Source organism: Cronobacter sp. EKM101R, assembly GCF_963888145.1.
Taxonomy (GTDB): domain Bacteria; phylum Pseudomonadota; class Gammaproteobacteria; order Enterobacterales; family Enterobacteriaceae; genus Cronobacter; species Cronobacter turicensis.
Genome location: NZ_CAWPHW010000009.1, coordinates 66,008 through 90,751 on the forward strand (window position 1 = coordinate 66,008; position 24,744 = coordinate 90,751).

The 24,744-nt window shown below is 46.6% G+C and carries 22 protein-coding genes and 3 pseudogenes; 2 read left to right on the top strand and 23 right to left on the bottom strand.

The window, feature by feature from the left end:
• Positions 1–629: 629 nt before the first annotated feature.
• The 18 genes and pseudogenes from AACV31_RS08125 to AACV31_RS08210 form a co-directional block, all read right to left on the bottom strand.
• The gene (locus AACV31_RS08125; protein ID WP_165156851.1) at positions 630–1,622 is read right to left on the bottom strand and encodes a hypothetical protein; all 993 of its coding nucleotides are present in this window, start codon (positions 1,620–1,622) and stop codon (positions 630–632) included.
• A gap of 438 nt (positions 1,623–2,060) precedes the next feature.
• Positions 2,061–2,354 (bottom strand): DUF1493 family protein, encoded by a 294-nt coding sequence (locus tag AACV31_RS08130; protein ID WP_165156849.1) that lies wholly within the window; start codon positions 2,352–2,354, stop codon positions 2,061–2,063.
• A gap of 428 nt (positions 2,355–2,782) precedes the next feature.
• Positions 2,783–3,181, bottom strand: a complete 399-nt coding sequence (locus AACV31_RS08135; protein WP_255491408.1) for a hypothetical protein — start codon at positions 3,179–3,181, stop codon at positions 2,783–2,785.
• Positions 3,170–3,253 (bottom strand): annotated as a pseudogene (locus AACV31_RS08140) (hypothetical protein); the annotation flags it as partial. The pseudogene AACV31_RS08140 and the gene AACV31_RS08135, both read right to left, overlap by 12 nt.
• A gap of 82 nt (positions 3,254–3,335) precedes the next feature.
• Positions 3,336–3,809 (bottom strand): annotated as a pseudogene (locus tag AACV31_RS08145) (TraX family protein); the annotation flags it as partial.
• A 422-nt stretch (positions 3,810–4,231) separates the two neighbouring features.
• Positions 4,232–4,840: a tgtA5 cluster protein 2 gene (locus tag AACV31_RS08150; RefSeq protein WP_255491407.1), complete on the bottom strand. Its 609-nt coding sequence runs from the start codon at positions 4,838–4,840 to the stop codon at positions 4,232–4,234.
• A gap of 99 nt (positions 4,841–4,939) precedes the next feature.
• Entirely contained in the window at positions 4,940–5,437 is a 498-nt protein-coding gene (locus tag AACV31_RS08155; RefSeq protein WP_165156847.1) for a hypothetical protein, read from the bottom strand.
• 48 nt (positions 5,438–5,485) lie between these two features.
• Positions 5,486–5,902 carry a type II toxin-antitoxin system VapC family toxin gene (locus AACV31_RS08160; protein WP_165156845.1) on the bottom strand — a complete coding sequence of 139 codons (417 nt, stop codon included), beginning with the start codon at positions 5,900–5,902 and terminating at the stop codon, positions 5,486–5,488.
• A complete protein-coding gene (vapB, locus tag AACV31_RS08165) occupies positions 5,899–6,129 on the bottom strand; it encodes a type II toxin-antitoxin system VapB family antitoxin (protein WP_165156843.1) in 231 nt (76 codons plus the stop codon). The genes AACV31_RS08160 and vapB overlap by 4 nt, the downstream gene beginning before the upstream one ends.
• Positions 6,130–6,556: 427 nt before the next feature.
• A complete protein-coding gene (locus tag AACV31_RS08170; RefSeq protein ID WP_165156841.1) occupies positions 6,557–10,123 on the bottom strand; it encodes a S6 family peptidase in 3,567 nt (1,188 codons plus the stop codon).
• 56 nt (positions 10,124–10,179) lie between these two features.
• The gene (locus AACV31_RS08175; RefSeq protein ID WP_165156839.1) at positions 10,180–10,785 is read right to left on the bottom strand and encodes a hypothetical protein; all 606 of its coding nucleotides are present in this window, start codon (positions 10,783–10,785) and stop codon (positions 10,180–10,182) included.
• 107 nt (positions 10,786–10,892) lie between these two features.
• The gene (locus tag AACV31_RS08180; RefSeq protein WP_165156837.1) at positions 10,893–11,660 is read right to left on the bottom strand and encodes a F4 family fimbrial subunit; all 768 of its coding nucleotides are present in this window, start codon (positions 11,658–11,660) and stop codon (positions 10,893–10,895) included.
• Between the two features lie 22 nt (positions 11,661–11,682).
• Positions 11,683–12,459, bottom strand: a complete 777-nt coding sequence (locus AACV31_RS08185) for a F4 family fimbrial subunit (RefSeq protein WP_165156835.1) — start codon at positions 12,457–12,459, stop codon at positions 11,683–11,685.
• Positions 12,460–12,581: 122 nt separating this feature from the next.
• The gene (locus AACV31_RS08190) at positions 12,582–13,436 is read right to left on the bottom strand and encodes a F4 family fimbrial subunit (RefSeq protein ID WP_165156833.1); all 855 of its coding nucleotides are present in this window, start codon (positions 13,434–13,436) and stop codon (positions 12,582–12,584) included.
• Between the two features lie 163 nt (positions 13,437–13,599).
• On the bottom strand, positions 13,600–14,118 hold the full coding sequence (locus tag AACV31_RS08195; protein ID WP_165156831.1) for a DUF5462 family protein: 519 nt from the start codon (positions 14,116–14,118) through the stop codon (positions 13,600–13,602).
• A gap of 28 nt (positions 14,119–14,146) precedes the next feature.
• Positions 14,147–14,872 carry a fimbria/pilus periplasmic chaperone gene (locus AACV31_RS08200; protein WP_165156947.1) on the bottom strand — a complete coding sequence of 242 codons (726 nt, stop codon included), beginning with the start codon at positions 14,870–14,872 and terminating at the stop codon, positions 14,147–14,149.
• A gap of 34 nt (positions 14,873–14,906) precedes the next feature.
• Positions 14,907–17,327 (bottom strand): PefC/AfrB family outer membrane usher protein, encoded by a 2,421-nt coding sequence (gene pefC / locus AACV31_RS08205; RefSeq protein ID WP_165156829.1) that lies wholly within the window; start codon positions 17,325–17,327, stop codon positions 14,907–14,909.
• Positions 17,328–17,338: 11 nt separating this feature from the next.
• Complete coding sequence (locus AACV31_RS08210; RefSeq protein WP_165156945.1) at positions 17,339–17,884, bottom strand: fimbrial protein; 546 nt, start codon at positions 17,882–17,884, stop codon at positions 17,339–17,341.
• 232 nt (positions 17,885–18,116) lie between these two features.
• Between AACV31_RS08210 and AACV31_RS08215 the strand changes: the two genes are divergently transcribed.
• The gene (locus AACV31_RS08215) at positions 18,117–18,986 is read left to right on the top strand and encodes a helix-turn-helix domain-containing protein (RefSeq protein ID WP_165156827.1); all 870 of its coding nucleotides are present in this window, start codon (positions 18,117–18,119) and stop codon (positions 18,984–18,986) included.
• Positions 18,987–19,373: 387 nt separating this feature from the next.
• Complete coding sequence (locus AACV31_RS08220; RefSeq protein WP_255491402.1) at positions 19,374–20,132, top strand: EAL domain-containing protein; 759 nt, start codon at positions 19,374–19,376, stop codon at positions 20,130–20,132.
• Positions 20,133–20,514: 382 nt separating this feature from the next.
• Here the strand turns inward: AACV31_RS08220 and AACV31_RS08225 are convergent, their stop codons facing one another.
• The 5 genes and pseudogenes from AACV31_RS08225 to AACV31_RS08245 form a co-directional block, all read right to left on the bottom strand.
• Positions 20,515–20,898 (bottom strand): YgiW/YdeI family stress tolerance OB fold protein, encoded by a 384-nt coding sequence (locus AACV31_RS08225; protein WP_165156822.1) that lies wholly within the window; start codon positions 20,896–20,898, stop codon positions 20,515–20,517.
• A 102-nt stretch (positions 20,899–21,000) separates the two neighbouring features.
• Positions 21,001–21,315 carry a LuxR C-terminal-related transcriptional regulator gene (locus tag AACV31_RS08230; RefSeq protein ID WP_165156820.1) on the bottom strand — a complete coding sequence of 105 codons (315 nt, stop codon included), beginning with the start codon at positions 21,313–21,315 and terminating at the stop codon, positions 21,001–21,003.
• Positions 21,296–21,790, bottom strand: a complete 495-nt coding sequence (locus AACV31_RS08235) for a DUF2919 family protein (RefSeq protein WP_165156818.1) — start codon at positions 21,788–21,790, stop codon at positions 21,296–21,298. The genes AACV31_RS08230 and AACV31_RS08235 overlap by 20 nt, the downstream gene beginning before the upstream one ends.
• The gene (locus tag AACV31_RS08240) at positions 21,787–23,700 is read right to left on the bottom strand and encodes a cobalt ABC transporter permease (protein WP_165156816.1); all 1,914 of its coding nucleotides are present in this window, start codon (positions 23,698–23,700) and stop codon (positions 21,787–21,789) included. The genes AACV31_RS08235 and AACV31_RS08240 overlap by 4 nt, the downstream gene beginning before the upstream one ends.
• An 83-nt stretch (positions 23,701–23,783) precedes the next feature.
• Positions 23,784–24,744: pseudogene (locus AACV31_RS08245) on the bottom strand (hypothetical protein); the annotation flags it as partial.

A 24,744-nucleotide genomic window follows, 5' to 3' on the forward strand; every position in this document is an offset into this window, starting at 1 on the left:
GCCCACTTATCCCGAGGATAACAGGGAAAACCCTGAAATAGCTCCCTGCGCTCCGGGCACTGGACCGGTGCAGAGCAGCAGGTTTAGTTACAACACACAAAACATTGAAATAGTTTATGCCCCGGCAACGCCATCGCCGTTCTGAAGCCAAAGTGTCACGTCCGGCCACGCTGAAGCCCTCGTGCCGTACCTGAACGCAGAGAGCCCGCATCCACCCACTAAAAAGCCGCGCCCGCCCGGGCCGGAGGCCCGGAACAGGAGCTGCTTTAATGAATGTTGTAACTACGCCGCTAAGCGGCCCCTGAAGGGCCCGACAAGCCGGAGATACGGCCGGACTACGTCCGTCCCACTCCGAAGGCGCAGGGAGGCGTTTACGTGGTTTTAAGGGGGTTCTGGCTTAGCAGGACGGGGGCTTGTGGCATATGGAAGTAAGCAGGACCCGGCGGTTTGAAGGCAGCGCCATATGGAAGGTCTGTGAGCCGCCTTTTATGCCCTTCGGGCATGATTTCTCGTTGCGCACTGCTCACTAGTCTGAAAAATTTCCCATCGATATTGTTCACAATGAGCTAAGAAGGGAGTAGGCGGTTAACCTATAAGGTGACTAGTAAGGCAATGGCGATTCACTACAGCTAATCATCACTGCGATTACGTTCATATCCCCTGCGTCCTCTTACCGCCTGTTCATTGTTGAGCTCAATATAGCGCTTAAATCGGTCACGCAACTTCGCAAGCTTCAGTGGCAGATCTTTGGTGAGAAAGTCTTTCGGGATATCAAAGTCATCATGATGCTCTTTAAGATATTGATGCACTCGTTCCAGTACGTCTAACAGCGTTATGTTGTTACTTTGCTGCCTCTCCAATAAGGGCCCCTGCCAAGTGTGCCAGAATGCCTGCTGACGAAGACAATTCTCATTGACCGCCAACCGCCAGAGTTCCATAAACATTGCCCGAGCAATCCTGAACGGTTCCACATCAAACTGTTCTATAAGAAAGAAATAACACGGAATTTTAAGCGCGTTGATTCGGGCGATCTCAATTTCAGAGTCACGTCGCAAATTAATGAGGTTACTGAAACGGGAGCGCATACAGGCAATAGGATTCAATACCCTGACTTTTTCGCTCATTTCCGGCATACCGAGGCCGGTTGCCTCCACATAAAACGGGGTAGTATGAAGGTAAAGTTTATCCCCCAGAAAATCAGAACGCTCAAAGCCTCCAGGCCGGTCGATAATATCCACCGTATTTGCTTCGTCTGGTGCATTCGGGTTGGCAAATATACGCCCACCATCCTGCTTAATATCGTGCGTGTCCTGATCGATAAGCATGAACTTCGCCAGGGAAGGCGGCTGGAAGTCTTTGTTCTGCCACGTTTTAACGTTGAGTGTTTTAGCTATGATCGCAATGTCATCTTTCCGGGCGCTATAGTCGCAGTCCGCAGAAGTGACTAGGCGTTCGTCAGGCAACCTGTCTCCGTATTGTGCATGATAATAAGATATCCAGTATTGCACGGCCTGGCCGCCGACTGTGATTACGGCATATTTGAACTGGTCAGCATTACAGATCAGCTGCTGATTTAGCAGATACATCTGCTCATAGGAGGGAATAACGTCTTGAACAGGCATAAAAAAAACCATCAGCGAAGGATGGTTTATTGTGCCTCAAAGTTAAGAATCAGGCAAAGACGATAGCGTGGGCAAATTTATTGCTCGCTGACTTGCTGAAACAACTTTTCACGGCAGGCTTGTACCCGGCACGACCATGCGCGACCTGCACTGCTAAGGCATTGTAGCGTTCATGCTGCTTTTGTTTAGCTTGTGCGGGAGACATAATTTAGAACCTGACGGTAGCTATAAACAAATAATTTGCAGTAACTATACGTCACGAATCTTCGTTACGCAATAGTATACTATTGGTGAAAGCCACAGCTCTTTATGTTGCCGGCTTCGCCGTGCCCCGCCCGAAGTAAGGACAGTGCCCTCTTCAGCCTTATTTCATCGGCATGAGCCTGCTGCACATTCCAGGATCGCGTTGCGCACTGCCCGCGTTCCTGAATGTGGCGGTCACTTATAGAGCCACTTTCCAGACCTGACTGAATAGATCAGCATATCGATGGTTAACGGGATTTCTTCTCCACGCCGGCGAGGGTAGTAAACATTGAGATCAACATCATCAGGATTGAGACCGAATTCTTTAAACAGCATCACCAGTAACTCGGCCGCGTCTTCCGGGTCCAAATTCAGTGTCATGTTGAGAGAGGTTTCACCGGTAAGCTCAGGCGTTCTGCGTGTCAGCCAGTTCCGGCCGCACCAGGGCTTTATGAGCTCGTAAATGAGTTGTTCTGTGCGATCTACCATAACTTGTCATCCCCTTGAGCTATCGAGTTATATACCGTGACGGTGTTGAACATAATCTCTGACACGTCTTTTGCCAGAATGAGCCAGCCAACCACAGGAATGGCACGTCCCACAAATGTGCCAATTTAACGGGTCGTGTGCATTTTGAGTGTGAACGGAGGGAAACCGACAAGCGTAAGCAGCTTGATACCCAACGGGAATTTGTGGGTTCCACATACCTTACTCGCAGCCTTTGAGGCCCGTGATGTTCCCTCAATCGCGTCAGCCGGTTTTGTTCGCGTGGTAATTTCCCTGCAGTACTCTTCTGCTGGTTGTAACGCCAGCCTGAAGCAGCCACAGGCCATACAGAAGATACTTGCAGTTGCATGACGCAGAACGCGTCCGTCCGGCTGCTGTTCATCCTGGCTGGAGAGGCCGCTGCAATGAGCTTACAGGCTGTCAGCCTCTGGTTTCATCGATTCCTGTCCGCGGTCTGCTTCAGGGAGGGGAAAGCTCGCGGCAATCAGCATCTGGATCTTCGACAGCCTTTTATCACAACGCCAGAGGATTACTGCCTGCAGGATAAATACGTAAATGGCTGCGGCAAACAGCAGCATCTGCAAAATATTTTTTAATACTTCCCCAGCCATCACATCATTTACGTTATTTTGCCAGCTGTTTTCAAACAAAAGTCCGAAAAGCTGCACGTATGTAACTGACAAAACAGCCAAAAACAGCAGAACTAAAAAAATACACGCAAACATTGTATTCCGCCGTCTGGATGGATCGCTTAACGCAGCAGCATACCTGACCACAGGCTGGCCTCTGGCCACATTGATATCAAACAAATCCAGAATCCGACGTCCTGATGAAACCAACTGAATTATTTCCATTGAGTGGCTGCATGGCAGCACTATCCTGCGCTGATGCGCTGCCGGCGATTACAGCCAGCCCCACCGTCAGAATTTCGCCCTGCAGACCATAGCTTGCCGGCGACAATGGCCAGGCAAGTACCGCCAGCAGAGCTGTACCTGCGGCGACGCCACAGGTTCCGGACTGCCGGTGCCAGGCAAGGAGTTGTGTGGTGCCGGCAAATACGAAGAGAATATTCAGCGCATACCACGGATCGTGTTGGCGAAATGCCAGCATGAATACCGGCTGGGTTACTACTGCCCACAGCCATAACCGGTTTGCCTGAAACTGCAGACGTTCCGGCTTCCGGTTGACGTTGATGGCCCAGATCAGACTGAACAGCGGGAAGGCCGCTCTGCCGAGCGCATACAGTTCCGGCCGCAGCGGGCTCAGAAACAGCGTGTTGAAGTGATCGAGGAGCATGGTCAGCATCGCCAGGAGTTTCACAAGATCCACCGCTCCGGGATTCAGCACAGTCATTCGCTTCAGTGTTCTGAAAGGCATTTCGTGAATGGTTGACAGTACCTTCAAACGTATTCTCCTGCTCACTGCGACTGGCAGCATAAATATAACTCTGCACCCAGTTCCAGAATATCCTTCCGGTGCATGCCGGCACACGTATACGTGCCTTTTCAATTATTTTTCTGGCCGCAAATTCTGATTTATCGCGAAGGACCAGCATAGCCTGAATTTTGTTTTTCTGCGAAAGATAAATACTGAAAAGATGAAAGTCGTTCATAATCTGAAGCTGATTGAAAAATGAATAAGAGCTTAGCTTATTATCGGCAGGAGGATTATTTCCTTTATACTTAATACCGGCATAAAAGCATCATCTAAGTCTGCTTGCTCTTTTTTTAAAATTGACGCCCGGAAATATAAAAATCCGGGATGAGCCGATTAAAAACTGACTATTTATCTTGCTGGGAAATTAGTTTACATTTCATTTTGTGTCGGCCTTTCCTCTGAGGCTAATTTCTGTAATCGACTTAATTTTGTGGCTGAGTTCTGGCATCAACAATATGTTTAATAATATTTAACGCAAAACTAATATTGAGTGTTGTCATGTTTGCGTTCAACCGGGACAGCATGCCAGCGTTGCTCGCAGCCACATACGGCAGCAGCGCTCCTGAATACCTCTGCGAGGTCACCACTGTCAGCTGAGCCTGAGCAGAATCCAGCGCGTTAAGACCCGTAACGATGTCTTTCTCAGCCGCACTGATATAAACCGGCGAGCCTGCAATAACAAAGCAGTCTCCCGGATATTTGCTCATCAGCTCCGCTATCGAGGCGCTGCGCCCGGGAAGCGGTGGCTGCGTCGTCAGGCTTTTCCATACGGCCTCTGGCGCATGCGTCATCGCGTGAAATGTCGCTTCATACGGCAAGGCAGGATCGGAGGCATGCCGTAGCCCCAGACCTGCGGATATTACCCACAACTGGGTTTCCGGCCAGCATGACATTGCAGTCAAAGCCCGTTTCCAGTGTGTACCGCGGTAGAGTGCTGCGGTTGTAAGTTTAGCGTCGCTGCTTTCACTGTTCAGCAGAGCTCGCCAGGTTGCCATTGCGCCGCTGAGATCGGTATTGTGATAAGGAAACACCCTGCTTCCCGGGGCGGCTGCTTTACTGCTGCTGCACGTCGTGATGAGATGTATGGCCATGTCATATTCCAATGTGCTAGACGTCGCGCAGCACACGCATCAGCTCTCCTGATACATTTGTACTTTTTCAAGCTGCTGTGCATGTTTTTCGCGGATTTCTTTCGCGGCAGGCTGCCAGCGCTTTGCCCACTCTTCATCCTGACGACCTTCACTCACAATTTTCAGTGCGATGGCGTAAGGGGTGCGGCCCTGCTTCTCTGACAGCCACAACACCTGGTTATCGATCTCTTCATCAGGGATGCCATCGATGATACCGTGTATCAAATCGAGATCTTCACTGGCCCAGGGCTTTCCGCTACGCGGAAACACCAGGTCGGGTTCGCGCGGCTTTTTGGGCGGTTTTTCGGCCTTCGCCTGTTTGCGTGCTTCTTTTTCTGCCGCAGCCTGACGTATCCGCTCGTTAAGACCTCCGATCGTGGCCACGGTCATGACCATGTTTTCGCGCTGTTCCCGCGTCAGCAGACCATCCTCACAGATAAGATCATTGAGGGTGGAGAGCAGCGAGTTAATCCGCGTCTCCGTGAGTTTTACGCCCATATCAACCTGTCCTTTTCTTTTACCGGCTGCCCTCAGCGGCAGCTCGGGTTATTTCGTCCAGTCTTCCAGCATCAGACCCGGAACACGTTCAAATTCACGCACATTGTTAGTAACCAGTACGGCACCGGCTGCAATGGCATGCCCGGCAATCGCCGTATCATTCAGACCTATCGGAGTGCCGGCCGTGGTCAGCGCCGCCTTGATTTCCGTTGTCGCATCCACCGCGGCCCGGTCCCACGCCAGAACGGCATCAAGCCGCGCGCAGAATGCCTCAACCAGCACCGCGTGACGCGGGGAGGCTTTTTTGCCGATGGAACCGAACCGCATTTCGGCATAGGTAATGGCCGAGACGACAATCCGGTGTCCCCGCAGTACCGTCTGCTCCAGCTGCTTCAGTACCACTTCGGGCTGTTCACGCATGATGAATGAACAGATATTGGTATCGAGCATATAGGTCTTTTTCACAGGTCAAACCGTCCTTCGTCGCTGACCACGTCGGCGCGCTCCGCCATAAAGTCCGGATCTGCTTTGCCGAGCTGCGCGAAGGAGCCCCACGTCGGGCGGACGGGACGCAGGATGATACTGTCGCCTTCCCTGATGATTTCCAGCTCGCTGACGCCCTCAAAATCCATATCCCGCGGCAGCCGGATAGCCCGGTTCTGCCCATTTTTAAACACAGACACAGTACGCATATTCTCTCCTTTTTCAGTGCCCGAGCGGTCTGCCCGAACAAGCAGATTATACAACACAATGCACAAAATGCATATGCCAGGCATATGCATTATTGATTTACTCATCATCTGAAAAAAATCGGGAGATGTTACAGGGCTTATAATATGAGGGAAAAGAAAGGAACCATGAGCTCAAATGAATAGAATTAGAAGGAAAGAAGAAAGTTAGGATAAAGAGACGTTTCGATTAAAAAATATAAAAGATAGTTTTTTTGAAATTAATCCCAGTTGGTAAATTCCAACTGGGATTATTGGTGTTGACTATGGTTTGTTAAGCAAATCCGCCATGAAATACACACAAAACCATAGCCCTAACATTAACAGGAAAGCCAGCCATTGTAGCATGAAAATCCTCCAGTAAAATTGTATAGGAAGAAATCTTTAACCATCAGAACTCATATTTCAAACCAAGAATTCCAACAGTATCGGTTTTGAAGTCACCACCAAAATGACTGGAAACTTTTAAATTAGCGTTCATCTTTTCAGTGATTTTACCTTCAACACCGATAGTAGCTGTAAAATGATCATCTTTTTTAGCTTCATAGCTTCTTGATTTCCATGAGTCACTAAGCGTTACTCCGGGCATATCTTTGACAGAAAAGTTTCGGTAAATGCCTCCGGTAACCTTACTGTTTTCAAATGACTTATCTGCCAGAACTCCTGCCTTTACAGATGCAGCCCATCCTGAATGTAAATCAACCTGACGTTCTTTGGCGTGTATCTTACCGCCTTCCATCCAGGAACTGTTGACTGAGACTGATGGTGAAACAGAGGCTTGAAGCTCATCAGAGTGCATACGATACCCAACCCTGGCTCCAGCAGTAACTAAATTAGTATTAACTTTTCCGGAGAGATCATTTAACTCACCCTTAACTTTAAAGTTTTCTGACAGATGTTTATAGCCAACAGCTGCATTAACAAAAAGGCCAGATTCGAAATCTTTACCAAGATAAAGATTGCCACTGAACATCTTGTAATCATCTCGGAATAGTGAATTGCTGGTATCCCCTTTATGGAAACCAATGCCGGCACCCCAGAAATAATCTGAGTCCTGTGCCTTATGGATACCCAGGTCTAAGCCATGTTGCTTTGCTGTAAAGCCATCATATCCTCCAGTACGGAAGGTATTCATCGCCCAGACATTATCGTTCCTTGTTGCATCATCAATTATCATCTCCCACCGGTCAGAGCTATTGCTGATAAGGTATTGCCGTGAAGCAAACATATTACGAGCATCTTTAAGGAGCTTTTTGTTGTCTTTCCCATCAAAAAGGCCATTCCCGGGCTGTGTCGCTCCTGGTGTTTCGGTCTCGGGCGGTACCGGTTTTTCAGTCTCCGGCGGTGCCGGTTTTTTACCTTTCAACTGCCACAACACCTTCCCGTCTTGCTCAGTCACCTGAGTATTGGGGGTATAAACAGTAAATCCACGATCAAAACTGGCAAAAGAAAAAAAATCGTGAGAAGTACCGGACGGAGCGGAGGCTATCGTAAGATCGTAGGCCAACTCTCCTGACTGACCATATAAATTAGACAAATCTAGGCTATTATTAACTCCTTGAGCAAGATTAAGTATTTCTACCTTGTCCCCGACGTTATCTTTTATGTTAACCCCCATATTCAATGCGAGGTTACTGGTGTAACTTTCTTCGATCGTAAATTTCTTAGGGGACCATTCAGAAGAAAACATGGACACCTTACCACCTTCACTTACTAGCTTTCCGACCGATGAATTCTTGTCAAGGTTTATCATCGCGTCAGAAGACATAATGAGTTGAGAATCAGGTGATCCAGAGATCCCCCCGGTTAATGATGCATTACCTACATGCATTAAAGAGCCGCCGTTAAGCGTCACGTCACCAGTTGCAATGACACGTGAAGCTTTAGAATCGACGACGTTCTCAGGCGTCATATGAAAGCAAGAGGTTTTCCCCGTATTATTATCTAACTTACAACGCTGAGTAACTCCTTCGGCGTAGCCGAGGTTGACAAAAGCACCATCTCCCACATTGATATTACCGTTTAGCTCTGCATATTCACTTACATGAAGTGAAGAACCAGATGCAACATTGATATTGTTTAGGTTGAATTGCGTTTTGTTCCAGTCTCCTTCAATAAATACATTGCCAGCGTGCTGTACGGGGTTTCCTGAAAGCAACAGTGTTCCGCCATTCTGAACATTGATGTCGCCATTCAGGTTTGAGCCGCCGCTGAGATTAAGAACACCAGACCCAGTGACAGGTGCGTAGCTCACATTTAAAACACCGTTGTGTCTCTTGCTATCAGTCTCACCCAGTATGCCAAGGAATGTCTGGAAATTATTTTTGTCATCCATTCCTTTCCCATTGATTGTGAGAAGGGACGCAATTTCCTTATTGTTATTGACTATATTGGCACCGGAATCTGCATTTTTTATACGGCTAAAGCTTAAGTGGTTACCATTAAGATCAAGACGCCCCCCGCGATATCCAAAATAGATATTATCAGGGTTAACCTGTTCAGCATCTTTCAGAACAACAGTAGGTCTGCCACTGGTGATAGTTAATTTATTGAAAGCCTGTTTGTTACCATTTTGGTCAGCTTGCTGGGCAAGGATAACCGTACCGTCACCAACACGTAAATCACCCGGGTTTGTACCACTGCCATTTACATAAAGCGTTCCTTCCCCGATTTTATGAAGAGCATCGTTATGCTGTCCATTTATCTGCCATTTTACAGTGGCATCTTTATCAACAATCACACCGGCACCGGTCCAGATTTTTCCTGACTCGGAAGCTACTGTAAAGTCGTTTTTAAAAGTCAACGAACCGGCCCCCTGATGGACATCATCAACAAGATTGATTTTTCCATCTTGACCAGAAAATTCGAGATTTTTGCCAGCATTAAGATCTGTTCCTTTCTGGCCATGCATATCATATTTCGTTATGCCTTGAGTCAGGTTCCCAATACCTGTAGTCGAATCAAAAACCCAGTCAAGGACCCCGGCATTAGCTGAGTCATAAGTGACAGTTGGATCACGGTCTTCATCAAAAGTAGTTTTAATGAATTCGAGGGGCATCACGGCCCAGTTATTAGCTCTGCCGCCAGCCCCATTACCAGCAGTAAGAACACCCACTAGTACCCACTTTTGAAGTGTCGTATCCCATCCAAAAAGAGGGGAACCACTATCACCAGACTCACCATAAATTGGCAGGGCACCATTGCTCGCGTAATCAAAAACCATGCCCGAAGCAGCGGAAATCATCTCGCCATTTTGGTAAGAGCTAGGATTGGGAACTGTCCCGCCTGTAAGATAAGAATATGCCCCCCCGACGCGAACCAGTTTGCCGGATTTATCCTTAACATATTGAGTTCCTGTGCCAAGGCGATAAAAAACTGGATACCTTTCGGTATCTTTGTAGGCACCCGCGACCTGGCCTTGCTCAGTGAGAGCAGAAGGAGCTGTTTCTGTAACAATCTTGTTCAGCCTGGGGGCGTGAAAATCAAGTCGGGTATGATTATTTCTGTCGACAATCTTATAATTAAAGTGGTCATTGTCGGGATTACTCGTGCTGTTACCAAAAATTACACCCTGATAGCCCCCATTATGTTTTACACTGGCAACATATTGTGGATTAATCAGTGTGGCTACACCGTTAGATGACACAGAGCTGAAATCAGGCATGGGAGCCTTATCCAGTAGGCCAGTAACGTTCCCGTTCTTATCAGTGATAGTAAGGTTTGTCGCACCGGCTACAAACTGACCTTTATTTTCAGCAAAGTCACGGAATAACTGATAATCTAACTCACTGTTTACTGTCCCAGCCAGAATAACACCTGGATAGAGTGTGGCTAAAAGCAGGCCTGAAATTAATTTACGCCGAGGAGCAGATTTTTTGAAACATCTGCGGGATAATTCCGAAACCGCAATGAGCCCTCCAGAAATGAAGCTATACTTCAATGAAAAAACCTTGTTCACAAATAACCTCCAGAAAAAATTTAAAGCAAACCTGCAAGATGCATCAGCATCCTAAATTAATTGAATTGCAGGATGGATATATCCTCCAACAACAATCCGACAACGAACAAAACATGCAAATTGTCAACCCCTAATAAATTAGCAATTCTGAATCGGTGGTAATAAGTTAATTTGGTTTGTGTAGTCCTTTGTTTAACATATCCACTCGCTATTAGCTTGAGTCGTACCAATTCCCTGCGCTGAATTGCTGAAAGGCCTTTAACTTTAATTGGAGGACATGGGTTATTTTTAGAGATAGAAGTTATCAGGCTTTTCAAATCAGGTATTTTTCTCCTGCCATTAAAAACCAATGCTATCGGCGTTAATAATTTAAGGTTGCATAGTTTTTCAGGGGTAAATATAATTAATTTTGCAGGTGGCGCTTGGTGATAATTTGCAATAACAGAAATGAACCGCCCCCACTTGAGTAAAGGTTCAGAACTAAGTGCTATAACAACCATATCAAAACGCTGGCGGAGGTTGTTATCTAAATCCTTCGCCTTTTCTACAATAAAATCACATTCAACCAACAAAGATTCAAAACCAATCAACTCATATTCACATGAACCCACGAGTAAAACAGTTTTTCTTGAGTTAGTTGAGTCAATTATTGAGTCCATCATTCAAAACCCTAACTCCTGCAAATCAGACAAAGTTATATTTGCATTGCAAGCTGAGGATTAAATTATGATTCCGTAATATTGTTTCAATATGGTTGCAATATAATAAGTCAGTGGTACTCAATGTTAACAGGTAACGAGACATGCCAGTTCGTAGGTAATTGCTCCCTTAAAGACAACTCTACACTGTTTGGCACTATCTGCGCTCCGTATACCCCCTCAACCAGACGTAAAGATGAATCATTGAAACGAGTAATACCCGAACTTTCTGTAATGTTAATCTGTTGTAGCCAGTGAGGACCTTCACCATTAAATAAGTTTTCTAAAATCCCCGGGATCTTTGCTGACGGGGTTAAATGAGAATTACCCGGCAGACCATTACTATTTAAGTTATTGTATAAATTAACATAATTATGCTTGCCGGAATAAGAGTGCCGTAGTACAGCCATAGCCTGCATCTTAAAACTTAAACGACCGATTTGGGTACCATCACCTCCTTTAACAGGTAATTTAACCTCAGCTAAGCCTGGAGAAACCCAATTCAAAGAAAAGTCTTTTTCACCACCTCCATAAGTAATACGAGGGGCTAATCCCTCTCGACCTGCCGGTGAAGAAAAAGTTGTTTTGCCCAATAAAACTGTCAATTCTGGTAAAGCCAAAGGTATAACCTTTTCTCGGTTACGGGCATCCACTTTTGATGTTTTCACAGTTAAATCATCTTTTCCGCCTCCCAATTTCCAAACCCATGGGTTTCTGGAGCTCTTCACCTCCCCATTTACTTTTAATTCTCCAGAAAAAGGTTCACCTGGGCTACTCCACGCCATAACATATGAGGGAAGGATACTTACTGTAAGGAATAAATATTTGTGCAGTTTCATTTATCTGTAACCCTACCAAAATTTAATGCACTGTTACCGTAACGTTCAGGCCAGCTTCCCATCTTGCAGGAGTGTTTTCTGCGGGCAAACGCAGCTCAAAATCAGACAATTCGGAAGTATAAGCTGCAGCTAAATTTGTAACTTCTCTGTTAGCCAGTACATCCTGATTAATAACAATGCCATTACTTAGTGCGCTCATACCCTTCCCGAAATTATTATTCATCAGTAAAAGAGTCGAAAGGCGACTTACAACTTCACGGGGCAATTTACCGGGTTGAACTTTCGATATGCTCTCACCACTGACAAAAGACATACCTGTTGGTAAAATTACTTCGCCGTTTTGGTCACCCACACTAACCGCAAGAGCTTGATTAACACTAAAAGCAAGCTGTCCAACTTCCTTTCCATTTTCAGGATCTTTTACTGGGACCGTAGCGCGAAAATTTTGCGAACGACTAGTACCACCTTCTGTTATGGTAAAAGGATGGCCACTGCTGCTAAAGGAAATAAATGGTGTAAAACCAGGGCCACCACGCTCTGCCACTTCATATAAATGGCCTTCCAAGAACGGAAGAGAACCTTTATCTTTTAGGCTAAACACTAATTGTTTATTTTCAATTCGGGCATCGGCAATATCAACTGACCAATTCTGATCTTGTGCACCAATATGCCATGTCCATTTTGGAGCTTCATCAGTAACAAAACCGTTAAATCTTATTTCCCCACCGTCAAGGATTTCTGCATGGATAGCCCATATTTGAAATGAAAGAATAAGAATCAACATTTTTCGCCAAATCATTCTTAGACTCCCAAATGATATCAAGATTATATTATATAGGGATTGACATACCTGTTAGATAATTATTATCAAATAACGCCCCGCACCTTGGGAGCGGGGCGCTAACTTATTTAACACACATATTAGTTATATGTGATTGCGATATTAAGCGGTGCACTCCACTGAGTTGTCGTTGTAACAGGCGATGTAAAGTTCGCGACCAGCTGCTGTCCTGCATCAATAGCCATACTGTAGGTATAAATACCATCACGCTCTGTGCCAGTAGAACGATAGCTGTTGTTACTCGAAGCCCAAGCCCGGGAGGTGCCGGTATGAGCATCATACTTTGTTTTCATATCATTAATAGACCAGCCACCGTCTGCTGCGATTTTATTAGCGTGACTAGAGCTTCCGCCACCGGCGTTAATTTTAGACGGCAGCCCCCCATGGAAGATATCTCCTTCGTTTGGAGCAACCATTTTGTGAGGCGCTGAATAACTAGCATTAATATATGCTTGTGAATACATAATACCAAGCGCCGTTACGTTTAACTCAAGAGAACCGATTGTAGACTGAGCCTTATCTTTAATTGGCAAGGTTAGGCGTGCTTCACCGTTTGAGGATGAATCCGGAGTTTCGAGCTCAACTTTATCGCCATCAGCATCCGTAAAAGAGATACTTGGGGAAGCGCCCATACCCGCAGCCGCAGTTTTGAATGTTTCCGATTTACCCACTAAAAGCGGCTTTCTGTCAGTCATGGTAACAGTAAGCGTTTTATTTTCATTGGTCATGTCACTGGCAGTGTTAGCCAGATCAATGGCATCACCCAACTTCCACTGCCAAAGATCATCATAGATATTTTCTACAGTGATAGTCCCACCAATATCGATTCTACCGCCCGTACCTGCCGTCTGCCAGCCTGACTCTGCATTGGCCACTCCAACTCCAGACATGACGGAAGCAGTTGCTACAGCAATAGCAATTAGTTTCTTTTTCATAAGGATTTCCTATGTATCGTTATTTAAAGAGACCTTTCTCGTTGATAAGTCTTCAGGACTTACCACAAAATTACTCCGTTTGCCGTCTAATATTAGGCAAGCACTGCAAGAGTAATTTTATATTATCCCCTGAGCTAATAATGGAAAACTTTTAATAAGTTCTTTAGCTTGCCTGACCTCCCTGTATACTTTCTATTTGCAACTCAACTTTTATTGCCCCTTTATAATTAGCAGGAATCTGAAGCTCTATTGGTTCGGCTGTTCTAAGCTGAATTGATTGCGCAGCTTTAGGAACATCGATAACAACATCATTTCCATGTTGCGCAGCATTAGCGGGCATCTTCTTACCATCAATAATGAGAGCCGTTTTCACGGTTGCTTTCGCTTCCCCTCCGTTTGGGAGGGGTGACTGCCGTACTGTTACCCAAAGCGATCCACCTGTTGCCATTCGGCTTTCGGCGTTACGTATTACTAGCTTTTCTGGTAACCCATCATTTTTATCTACTTGGAATAGCACTGATTCAGGCAGAGTTCGATTAACTTTAACTACGCTGTTACCCTGAACCTGCCCGTTCACCACACCCAGATACATTTCTTTTTCACTGGCAGCCTGCGCAGACAATATGCATACATTCATTCCTGTAACACCTGCCAGAATATAGGGAATGATTAATTTTTTCATCGTATACACCTTTGTTAGTCTGTATGCTTTACTTAGTTACGCTGCTATTTTTATTTCTGACACTAATCTCAGTGTTTGTTTTTTTATTGATTTCCCATGTCTCGAGTTCGCCGTAATCATTTAATGACTCTACCTTTTCAACTTTTCCATTTACTGGCACTTCATCTCCTGGCATAAACATAAGCAGCTTTTTGGCATCCTCGCTATTTACATGGATTTTTTTCCCATCTTTACTAAGCAGACCGCCAATTGCGTAAATGTAAGGTGTGGTATTTACAAGTACAGATCTACCATCCGGACGAGATTGTTGAGTAATACCACTCTCTGCACCTTTTCGGCCTTCCAGTAAAGATTGCGGGCGATAGAACAGTTTTAATTTTGTTCGTAACGCAACAGCAATCCCACTACCTTGCATTGCCGGTGGAATATCCTGAATGTTGAGCCAATATACCGACTCTTTATCCTGGGGCAGATGGTCAGATGCCACAATAACCCTCATTGTCTGCTTGCCTTGAGCTTTAACCTTAAAAAAAGAAGGCGTCACAACAAATGTCGGTCGAGTGTCTTTCTCAATTATGTTATCTACCCATGCCTGACCACCAAAAGTTCTCTCTTTATCATTATTCGTAACAGTAATATTTAATGAATCTTTATTACCAGGAAAAATGTATCGTGTTTGATCAGCAGACAGCGTTGCCAGTGCTGTATTAGTACCCATGAGTAGTGCTAATGTGACACATAACTTACTGACCATACGTTTTGAGAAAAAACTGTTATTACCGATGCTATTAATCACAATTTATCTCCTGTAACTTTTCTGTTTGCTGTAATTTTTTACCAGATATCCTGCAATTTCCGACAGTAATATTGCCCAGCGAATCTACTGCATTAATCATTAGCACACCATTATTTGCGACAAAGCCTAACGGTGTATTTTTGCTATCGCGAGCCCAGAGTCCCCCTGGCAAAAACTTACCATTTTTATCTTTAATCTGTAGCAGATAGCGTTTGACCTTATGAGAATCAAAGGGCATCGTAACTACTGCTTTATCTGTAGGAACCACTTCCTGACTAGTAGTTGATAATTCAATATCTCTGGGTAAAGTGCTCGCATCTATAGTTATGGTATTCTGATCATAACTATTAAGTGGAACAACCAAGTTACCGTAACTATCCGTTTCTCCTTTACCCGATTTAACTCTTACGCCAGGTGTATCTTTTACCTTAACAACTGCAATAGTGTCTCCTGTAGTTCGGCTTAAAATCATATCCTTTGAATCCGGCAATGCCAGAACAGATCCACTGGCAGAGAGTGACCCACTGGTTCCTCTTGAGGAGGATTGATTTAAAGCACCGCTCAGATGGACCTGATTGCCGCTATATGAAGAATTCAGATAGCTTCTTGTTCCACCATTACCATCACGTCCTCCTCCAAAACCGTAACTAATTCGGTCATTTAGTTGACCGGATACGCCAGTACTTAGAGCAGTCCCTCCCCCTTTACTATGTGATACGGATGTACTGCTACTGTACTTACGATCAAATAACGTGAAAGGTACGGATACTGAGGCTGAAACAGCCCAGTTATTTTGTCCGCGGGAATTTTTAGAGCCAGAGGCACCAAGGTTAAGGTTAACGCCCTTAATCTGCGTGCTGAGGGAACCTGAAATTCCACTATTTTTTCCGCTATCTTCTATGTTTTTATAACCTGTTTTATTTGGGTAATAATTTCTCTGCCAGCCAGATACTGAAAAGTTGAAAAAATCTCCCACAGGTTGACTGATACCGGCATTCCATTCATCTTTTACTCGCCTGCCGTGATGTTCGCTTCTCCACATGTTTTTTGGATCGAAAGAGGACAGATCTTCATAATTTTCACCCTGTCTGGACCAGCTTAAACGAAGGCCCGTTTTTGTCGCATCAAGTTGCTTGCTCCATCCCAACTGGAGCTTGCTATCTGTACGGGTAGTGTTGTTATCACTAGCAGAAGCATATGCCCCGTCTGCGGATAACGATCCCAATCGCCCAAGACCGGTTACGAGCCCAGAACTGACACCGTAGTAATCCTGATTCCAGATTCCACCAAAACGGAAAGTGAAATCATTAAGACCATAACCATAGGACGCAGATAGCACTCCTCCTTCCACATAGCTTTGCTCGTCCGGAATACCAGCTCCGATACTGAACTCATGCTGCCCTGGACTAAGCTGGTTATTCATTACAGAGAGCGGGAATACCTGTGACTCCTCTTTTCCGTCTTCTCCCGTTACTGTCATAACCACATCACCACTGGTATACAGCGGCACTTCCCTGATGGAGAAAGGTCCACTAGGCACCATTTCTGAGTATAAAATACGTCCATTCTGAACCAGCGTAACCCTGGCGGGTCCGTTAGCTATACCTGAGAAAACAGGCTTATACCCAAGGTTGCCCGGCTTCATACTGTTATTATGAGACAAAGAAAAACCGTATGTACCGACGCTGCCAAGCAAGTTATTACCTGTCTGAGTCTTACCTACAGCCAGGTCTGCGCTAAGTGAACGAACAGCTCGGGTTGCTGTAAACATATCCACTGAGGCTTCATTGTTTCCAGACTCATCTCCACTGGCAGTCGCTGTCGAATGGATCACCCAGCGTCCCACATTCGCCATCAGATCAGCCGAAGCATAAGCTCCTGTATTATCACGACCGGTATTAGCGTTAACATTATAATTTGCCCGAAATGCATTACCTCCGTAGTCCCATTCCAAATCCTCTGGCTTCGCAGACAAACCAACTTGAGGAATAGAAAGGGCTAACTTTTGTGTAGCCACATCAAAGTCAACGGTTACTGACGATGCGCCAGACAAAATATAGCACTGTCGATTTGAATCATAATTATCCCGAAAGAATTCCGGCCGGAGATAGATACCGGTTGAACTGAGCCATTGTTCAGAAAAACATATATCATTGCTATCCGCAGGCGTTATATCCAGAATTTGTTTTCCCGTTTCCTTTCCATTGAGGATTACATCAACCAAATAACGCCCCGGAGCATAACTCTGACTCAGTTCTCCCCATTCCGCCAGATCAGCATTTGCGCCTCCGTGGATAAAAGACATATTCAATTTTTCAGTTGCATTAACTGATAAGCAACTCAGCGCGGCAGTGACTGCAACCGCAATACCACTTTTACGGAATACTGTTTCTGCTTTTACTTTCCTGAACATACCTACTCCTCTTACTGATATGTCACAACAAAAGATAAAGCGCCTGTATATTCCCCTGCTTTAACATTATTTGGTATGAGCGGCTGCGCCTTGAATCGAAACTGTCCTTTTGCTGCGAAATCTACCGGGTAATTTACCTTGCTGTTACCTGATGTTATCGGCCCCTTATAATCGGCCTGTGAATCTGTTCCTCTTATTTTAATGCGGATACCATCTCCGGCACCACGTGTTATTACTCCGCCGGAATCAAGCTGCCCGGGATTTCCAAATTCCAGTGTGGCCTGCTTACCAGACAGGAATGCAGAGCAGCCTAAAACAGTCGCGCCCGTTTCGTACATGCGAATCGTAAATTCTCGAGGCTGTATTCTTTCTCCCGACGATTTGTGATAGGTATCAAAAGTGATACTATTCTGCCCGCTTCCATCAGCATCTACAGAAACATGACATGCGGATGCGACAACATCAGCAGTAATAATTGTACGCTGTATGTTACTTGCATATCCTGACAGACTAAAAAAAACAGTTGCAACAGCAAGTGGCAGGCATAATTTTCTCATCACTTTCATATACCTCATGTGCGATAAATTGAATCTGTTGAGGCAAGTCTTGCTAACGGGGATGTATTTTATTTTTTTTGGAAACCTCTGCATTAGCTAATTGTGCAAACCGATGCGGCAAGTACACAATTAGCTAATGCGAGCTTGCATGAATCATGGGAAATTCTAACCCCAATAAAACCTTACGGTACGTATCCTTTGAACTATAATATGTATATATTGGGGAGGTGCTATGCTCAAACTAATGACGGTAAACGCCATAACACAATACATTGATGATAACCTGGATAAAACAAGCATTAATATTGATGACCTTGTGGCTTATTCTGGTTACAGCAGGAGATATTTACAGCTGCTTTTCAAACGACATATTGGTATGGCTGTCGGGAGATATATACAACTACGGAGAGTCAGCAGAGCAGCTGTTTTTCTGAGGTTAACTGGATTGTCTCTGTCAGAAATTTCGGAGAGACTCCTGTACGACTCACCACAAACCTTCTCAAGGGAATTTAAAAAAAACACCGGATATACGCCTTTACAGTATCGGAACAGCAACGTATGGACATTCAAAAATCTTACCGGATTCAGAGATGCAAATACTACTTTTCCGCCCCCCAAGCTCTATGACCTCCAGAAACGGGATGTTTATGCTAAGCATTTTATATGCTGCCTGGATGAAATCCCTTACTATGGGCTTAATACCTTATCAAGAACAGAGAGGATTATTTCTGCACTACGCGATGGTAATAAGAAAATTTTTCTTTCTAATCTTGTCGAGAAAAATGTCGGGCATAAGATAAACATCCATACGATGCTCTGGCTGGATAAAGGGCGTTCGGAAACAAAAATAGTTATTAATAAAGGCACATACGCATCATGGAAATTTGTTGGTACGCTTCAAAATTATACCAAGTTTATAAATCACATTTATATGAATGTTTTGCCTTTTTATGGCCTCAACCCAAGGGAGGGATATGACATTGAAACCATCCAGGAGCATTCTGATGATATTCTGGAGTTTGATTATTTTCTCCCGGTAACTACTCAGTCCGTGATTGAGTCTGCGCCGTTCAAAGATGAATCTTGGGAGAGTTTTAAGTAACCTATTGTTTTTAAATAAATTTAAAGCATTCAAAAGTTTTGTTCATCAATGATAACTTGTCAGCATATATACATGACGCGGACTTTACATGCCATTTTGTACTTTTATAAGGATCTAAATTCTGCATGACAATTCACATATGTATGCCAGAAAGGTGATAAAAGACTTCTGCAAGTACTAAGATGTTGATAATAAATCAAGACATTCAGCCCCTTAGAGTGCAAAGTCTTTATCGAACAAATATCAATTATACAGCAATTTCTTGCACTTACTTATGTTGCTGTCTGGTTTCGCACTCCTGGCCTCGTTTTTTAATTTTGAATGCTGAAAAGGTGAAGAAATATTATGCCCCACAGAAGATATCAATTACAGGATAATAATCTAGAGATGGCCTGCAAAGGAAAACAATTCACCCCTTATTTCCAGCCTCTCGTTACACAGGAGGGCTGTTTATGTGGTGTTGAAATATTATCCCGATGGACCCATCCTGTTTATAACGTTATTCCACCATCTCTTTATATGCCAGCCATTCGCGAGGCTGGTTTATCAGAAAAATTTACTCTCTGTATGATGGGGCAGATCCATCAGGCACTGGAGCCTTTTCTTGATCTCATTAAAGATGATTTCTTTATCAGTTTTAACCTTGATTCCAGCGCGTGCACACCTGCGCTACAGAAGTTCATTTTTGATGAAATGCTTCCTGCTTTCAGTCCATTACCTGTCTCGTTTATCTGTGAACTTACAGAACATGAGTCCTGGCTTAACCACACCGAAAAGGTAAGGCTCATCAGGCAGTTTAAAGATAATGGTGTGCAGTTAGCTCTTGATGACTTTGGAACGGGGTTCGCTAACTTAGATTTGCTGGATGAAATCAGGCCAGATCTCATCAAAATCGATGCATCCTTTATCAGAAGAATAACGGAAGACCAAGAAACATGGATTGTTCCTGAGATTGCCCTGCATATTGCACAAAGGCTTGGAATACAGGTTCTTGCAGAAGGTGTGGAAACTAAGTGGCAGTGGGAATGGCTCAAATCCCGTAATGTCCGGCTTTTTCAGGGATATTACTTTTCCTGCCCAGTAGCTGGCGATAAGCTGCCCGGCATGCTTATCAGCGGCTATGGGTTTTCGAAAAAAAACAGATGAAATATCTCCCGTATGCCTTAAAGACTATCAAACTTTTTCAAAATCTTTCCGAGGTTACGGTTTTTTAGGTGTAAGATTTTCCGGAAAATAATCGAAGCTAACAGCCAATAACTGCCCGCCGTTGACCATGGTCAGCGGCGGGCCATCGCCGCCTCAAGGTGAAATATCGCGGTAGCACCTTCCTTGAAGAAAATGTGTCGAACGGCCCCTCATTTCACCCGATGGCCGCCCGCAGCAAGTTTTCACATGTGAAGATTTTCTACGTTGCCAGGTTCGTCTTTATGATATGAATACATTCATAATCCCCCCCGGCTTTTACCAAGGCCTGCCTCTGGCAGAACTCAGGCACGACACCACAGGAAAGTCATTAAACAGCACATCATTACTTTATAATCCGGAGAGATTTAACATCCACCTCAAGACTGTTCCAGTCCCGATCGATTTCACCTTCTATCTGCAGCAGCGTCTCAGGTGAAACACTTTGTCCCATCCAGTATTTATCATCAATTTCGACCATAATTGTACCTGTCGCGTCCTTAAATTCGTATATCTCATACCCGATGCGTCTTGTGATTCGACCTTCTAGTTTGACCCAAGCATCATCAGGAAGGGTTCTTGCCACGCTTACGTTTGTCAGTTCGGGGCCAGCACCACTGAACCCACCATGAATATATCCCTGCCCTTCCGGCGAGTTAAATCCCGGAGGGGAGGAAAGAACATTAAATGAAATAAGGGAAAACAGTACGATTATAAACGCTTTAATCATTTACTTTGTCCTTTAATTACATTTAATCAGTGATGAATATTCCGTCTGGAAGACAACTTTGCTTGGCCCTGATGACCAGGCTCATGGTAAGCGTAAATACGGCTATGACAGGATGCGATCTCCGCCATTAATATTATTTGTTGTTGCCGGTGCTTCACCGACACTGCAGGTGGCCTGCATTCCCCATCGTTTTATCAGTCCCGGAAACAGGCTAATATCGCTCTTAACGCCCAGCTTTTTATACGCACTCAGCTTTTGCGCTGATACCGTCTTAACTGAACGCTTCTTCAGCCTGCCGATGGACGTCACGTCATGGCCTGCCAGCAACAGGCTTATAACTTCCTTCTCCTTCGTCGTCAGAGTGCTTCTTCGCAGGTCCAGCGAAAGCGTGAAATATTCATTTTTTATGTCCAGCATAACGCCCTCCCGTCAAGTGATCGCCCCCAGGCACGAGAAAACAGTATGTCACCCTGTTACGCTTATCCGGCCAGAGCTCCACCAAGCAGCTCAGCGTCAGAAAGAACAGCGACAGCCACAACTGTTCATCATGCATACCGGCCGTGATATACAGCTGTACGCAGACCCTGACCAGCATCAGAACGCAGGTCATCATGACCAGCGCATACGCCGCCGCCATTAGCCGCGGAGCCGCATGGCGAAACGGACAAACAAACACAAACAGGAACACGCTCGCACTACAGGCCAACGCGACATACAGGACCTCTTCGGTCGGGTATATCGCTGGCAGCACCCGCCCCTGCCCCTGTTCAATGGACATTTCAAGGGCAACCAACCACCACGGGTGGGCCAGCAGGAGCAGCGCCCACCACATACCTCTGTGTACGCGCAGGTTGCCGTGGTTGTCAAAATCCTCCACCTGCCAGCGCCTCATTCGGTGGCCTCCTCTTTACGATGGCTGTGCGCATCCCACAGATGCCGTACCCGTTCGGCGAATTTTTCCGGACGCCCTTCAAACAACACTTTCTCCACGTCGTTTTCAGTCAGGTATTTCTGCAGGCGCTCGCGCAAGCGTGGTGTCTCCGTCAGGGACAGCACCGCCGTGATGTACTCCTCTCGATCACGGGCAATCAGGGACTCCGGCAGCCCCAGGCGTCTGAACAGTCCTTCATCAATATGCGTATGCACCTCCGGCCCCGTCATGCACACCCCGGGCAGCCCTTGGCGCACAGTATCGACCAATCCGTTGGTGTTCCCGAACGGGAACGGGTTAACAAACAGCTCACAACTGTTCAGCGCCTGCTGGTAGGCCTGGACCGGCATGTGTGCATTCACTTCCGCCGTTGGCAGCACCTGACGAATGGCTCGGCGCAGGTAGTCCAGCATAAGCCCCTGAGCAAAGCCCATATAGAAGCAGAACTGTACCGGTACCCGGCTTCTATCGCTGATTTCTCGAAGGGTATCTAAAAAGCCCGGATTGATTTTCATGACCGACGCGCATACGGCCACTCGAACCGGCAGGGCTAACGGCCATGCCCCCTTCGCCCGCTCACGAAAGGGAGTGCGTACCGGCAGAACTCTCTCCGTGCTTGCCGGCGGAATATATGGCATCGCATCCTTCGGTACGGCATAGACGGTCTCGCTGAAGCATTCCGGGTCCCCCAGATAGTCCTCCTCAACCAGTACACCATCAATATGCTCAGACCAACTGGTAGCAGGATGCCCCAAAGCCATCAACTGCAGTGGGGCCAGACGCAGTGTTGTCAGGAATACGGTCAGAGGGAACATCCCCACGGACGGGTAGTAAATCACGTCCGGATGTACCTCACTCAGGTAACGGATGGCATCCCCTACAACGTTCTCCGCAGACAACTCCGTGAACTCATCAAACATCTCCCGAGTTATGTCATCGGTCCCCCCTGGTTGCGCAATACCCAGCAAATGGAAATGCTCACGCAGGGCGCGCATGGATGTTGAGTGGGTCCGGTATATACTGTGTTGGCAAGTAAACCATTCCAATACCACCGCCAGCACCGGTTTCTGACGCCCTACATCAGGCGCTCGCATTGGCAGAAAGTCAGCGTAAGTCTGCTCCAGCGCAAGGGCGGTTAGACGGTTTATTTCCTTCTTAATACGGTGTTTTCCTGGCAAGTCTGCATAGGAGCAGTGCATGTAAACATCGTGCAGCACCTTCTGTGGCAGAAACAACAGTGAGTCAATATCCTTCAACTTCTCGGGTAGCCAAGCCAGAAGCAGCTCACGTTTCCGGTGAGACTCCAGTGTTGGCAAGGCGCGCCCACTCAGCAAGGCAAAGAACAGCCGGACCACTGTCTGCCGGTCATATTGCCAGAGCTGCTCAGGCTGCAACTCTATCTGCGAATCTGGGTAATAACTGAGACAAAACAGCCTCAGGTTATCCCCGTCAAGTGTCAAAGGGGTGATCACACCTCCCCCCGCAGCGTTGATATTGCGGATGATATGGTCACCGTGTCGATAGCCGCTTACGGCAAAAATTATCGCAAGCCAGCGGTGATAGTTCATCAACTCTTCAAAACCTCTGTCGCTGACCATAAAGCCGGGACGAGAGAATAACGTCGTTATTGCGCCGGCAATGCGAGTGCATATATGGGGGTTTATCTCCTCTTCTGTCATGCCCGGCGCCCATGCACTAAAGCCAGCCCCCCACTGTGCATAGTGGCTGTCAAGCAATTGTAAGAGGTATATCAACGCCCAACTTGCCTCTTCGTTAAGCCCTTGTTGCACTTGCCATTCAAAGTTTTCCAAACTAAACGTCAGGCCTTTCTGATCTGCTGGGGAGCCCCTTTCTATTGACTTACTCATCATTATGACGTTCCTAAATACTGAAGATTAACCTGTGCAGCGTGCGCTCTGTGGCGCACGCTGATGATTTATCTGAACATTGAGGTTTAACGTTTTTTCGTGCTGCCGGAAGACAACGGCGCAGTTATCAGGTTGGTGTGACGATCAGGTTCTTGCACATCAGCCCCTAATGGAGAAACCTTGATGAGTGTGCAGTTGTTCTCCTCATCACATACACTGATAGTCTGCGTATGCTGTTTAGGACGGTAGCCAGAGGTCTCCAGCACATCGCTGCCCTCAGAGCGGGTCGCTCCCAGCGCAGACAGCGTCTGCAGATCACGTTGCTGGACAACATCCTGCGCATACTCTTTTGCGGAATTACCGCTGATCTGACCGCCGCTCACGGTGCCGTTGATGTTCACGCCAGTGCCGGTTGTGTTGCCGGAAATATTGACGCCGGTGCCGCTGACGGTGGTGTTGATTAACGCGCTGCTGCCGCTGATGTTCACGCTCGCGCCGCTGCCGGTGGCGTTACCACTGATCTGACCGCCGCTTACGGTGCCGTTGATGTTCACGCCGGCGCCGCTGCCGGTGGCGTTACCGCTGACGGCGCTGTTCCCGGTGCTGGTCAGGTTACCGGAGATATCCACGCCGGCACCGTCCACGCCGCTGCCGCTGACGGTGGTGTTGATTAACGCGCTGCTGCCGCTGATGTTCACGCCCGTGCCGCTGCCGGTGGCGCTGCCGCTGATATTACCGTCAGTGATGTTGCCGCTGAGGCTCACGCCGGTGCCGTCCACGCCGCTGCCGCTGATCTGACCGCCGCTCACGGTGCCGTTGATGTTCACGCCGGCGCCGCTGCCGGTGGCGTTACCGCTGACGGCGCTGTTCCCGGTGCTGGTCAGGTTACCGGAGATATCCACGCCGGCGCCGTCCACGCCGCTGCCGCTGACGGTGGTGTTGTTCAGCGCGCTGCTGCCGCTGATGTTCACGCCCGTGCCGCTGCCGGTGGCGCTGCCGCTGATATTACCGTCAGTGATGTTGCCGCTGAGGCTCACGCCGGTGCCG

What these genes read in the sequence shown, in the direction of transcription:
- AACV31_RS08190 (WP_165156833.1), bottom strand. Translation starts at nt 13,436, where the DNA reads ATGAAAAAGAAACTAATTGCTATTGCTGTAGCAACTGCTTCCGTCATG.
- AACV31_RS08225 (WP_165156822.1), bottom strand. Translation starts at nt 20,898, where the DNA reads ATGATTAAAGCGTTTATAATCGTACTGTTTTCCCTTATTTCATTTAAT.
- AACV31_RS08240 (WP_165156816.1), bottom strand. Translation starts at nt 23,700, where the DNA reads ATGATGAGTAAGTCAATAGAAAGGGGCTCCCCAGCAGATCAGAAAGGC.
- AACV31_RS08125 (WP_165156851.1), bottom strand. Translation starts at nt 1,622, where the DNA reads ATGCCTGTTCAAGACGTTATTCCCTCCTATGAGCAGATGTATCTGCTA.
- AACV31_RS08210 (WP_165156945.1), bottom strand. Translation starts at nt 17,884, where the DNA reads ATGAGAAAATTATGCCTGCCACTTGCTGTTGCAACTGTTTTTTTTAGT.
- vapB (WP_165156843.1), bottom strand. Translation starts at nt 6,129, where the DNA reads ATGCGTACTGTGTCTGTGTTTAAAAATGGGCAGAACCGGGCTATCCGG.
- pefC (WP_165156829.1), bottom strand. Translation starts at nt 17,327, where the DNA reads ATGTTCAGGAAAGTAAAAGCAGAAACAGTATTCCGTAAAAGTGGTATT.
- AACV31_RS08235 (WP_165156818.1), bottom strand. Translation starts at nt 21,790, where the DNA reads ATGAGGCGCTGGCAGGTGGAGGATTTTGACAACCACGGCAACCTGCGC.
- AACV31_RS08130 (WP_165156849.1), bottom strand. Translation starts at nt 2,354, where the DNA reads ATGGTAGATCGCACAGAACAACTCATTTACGAGCTCATAAAGCCCTGG.
- AACV31_RS08175 (WP_165156839.1), bottom strand. Translation starts at nt 10,785, where the DNA reads ATGATGGACTCAATAATTGACTCAACTAACTCAAGAAAAACTGTTTTA.
- AACV31_RS08155 (WP_165156847.1), bottom strand. Translation starts at nt 5,437, where the DNA reads ATGGGCGTAAAACTCACGGAGACGCGGATTAACTCGCTGCTCTCCACC.
- AACV31_RS08200 (WP_165156947.1), bottom strand. Translation starts at nt 14,872, where the DNA reads ATGGTCAGTAAGTTATGTGTCACATTAGCACTACTCATGGGTACTAAT.
- AACV31_RS08230 (WP_165156820.1), bottom strand. Translation starts at nt 21,315, where the DNA reads ATGCTGGACATAAAAAATGAATATTTCACGCTTTCGCTGGACCTGCGA.
- AACV31_RS08185 (WP_165156835.1), bottom strand. Translation starts at nt 12,459, where the DNA reads ATGATTTGGCGAAAAATGTTGATTCTTATTCTTTCATTTCAAATATGG.
- AACV31_RS08215 (WP_165156827.1), top strand. Translation starts at nt 18,117, where the DNA reads ATGCTCAAACTAATGACGGTAAACGCCATAACACAATACATTGATGAT.
- AACV31_RS08180 (WP_165156837.1), bottom strand. Translation starts at nt 11,660, where the DNA reads ATGAAACTGCACAAATATTTATTCCTTACAGTAAGTATCCTTCCCTCA.
- AACV31_RS08195 (WP_165156831.1), bottom strand. Translation starts at nt 14,118, where the DNA reads ATGAAAAAATTAATCATTCCCTATATTCTGGCAGGTGTTACAGGAATG.
- AACV31_RS08220 (WP_255491402.1), top strand. Translation starts at nt 19,374, where the DNA reads ATGGCCTGCAAAGGAAAACAATTCACCCCTTATTTCCAGCCTCTCGTT.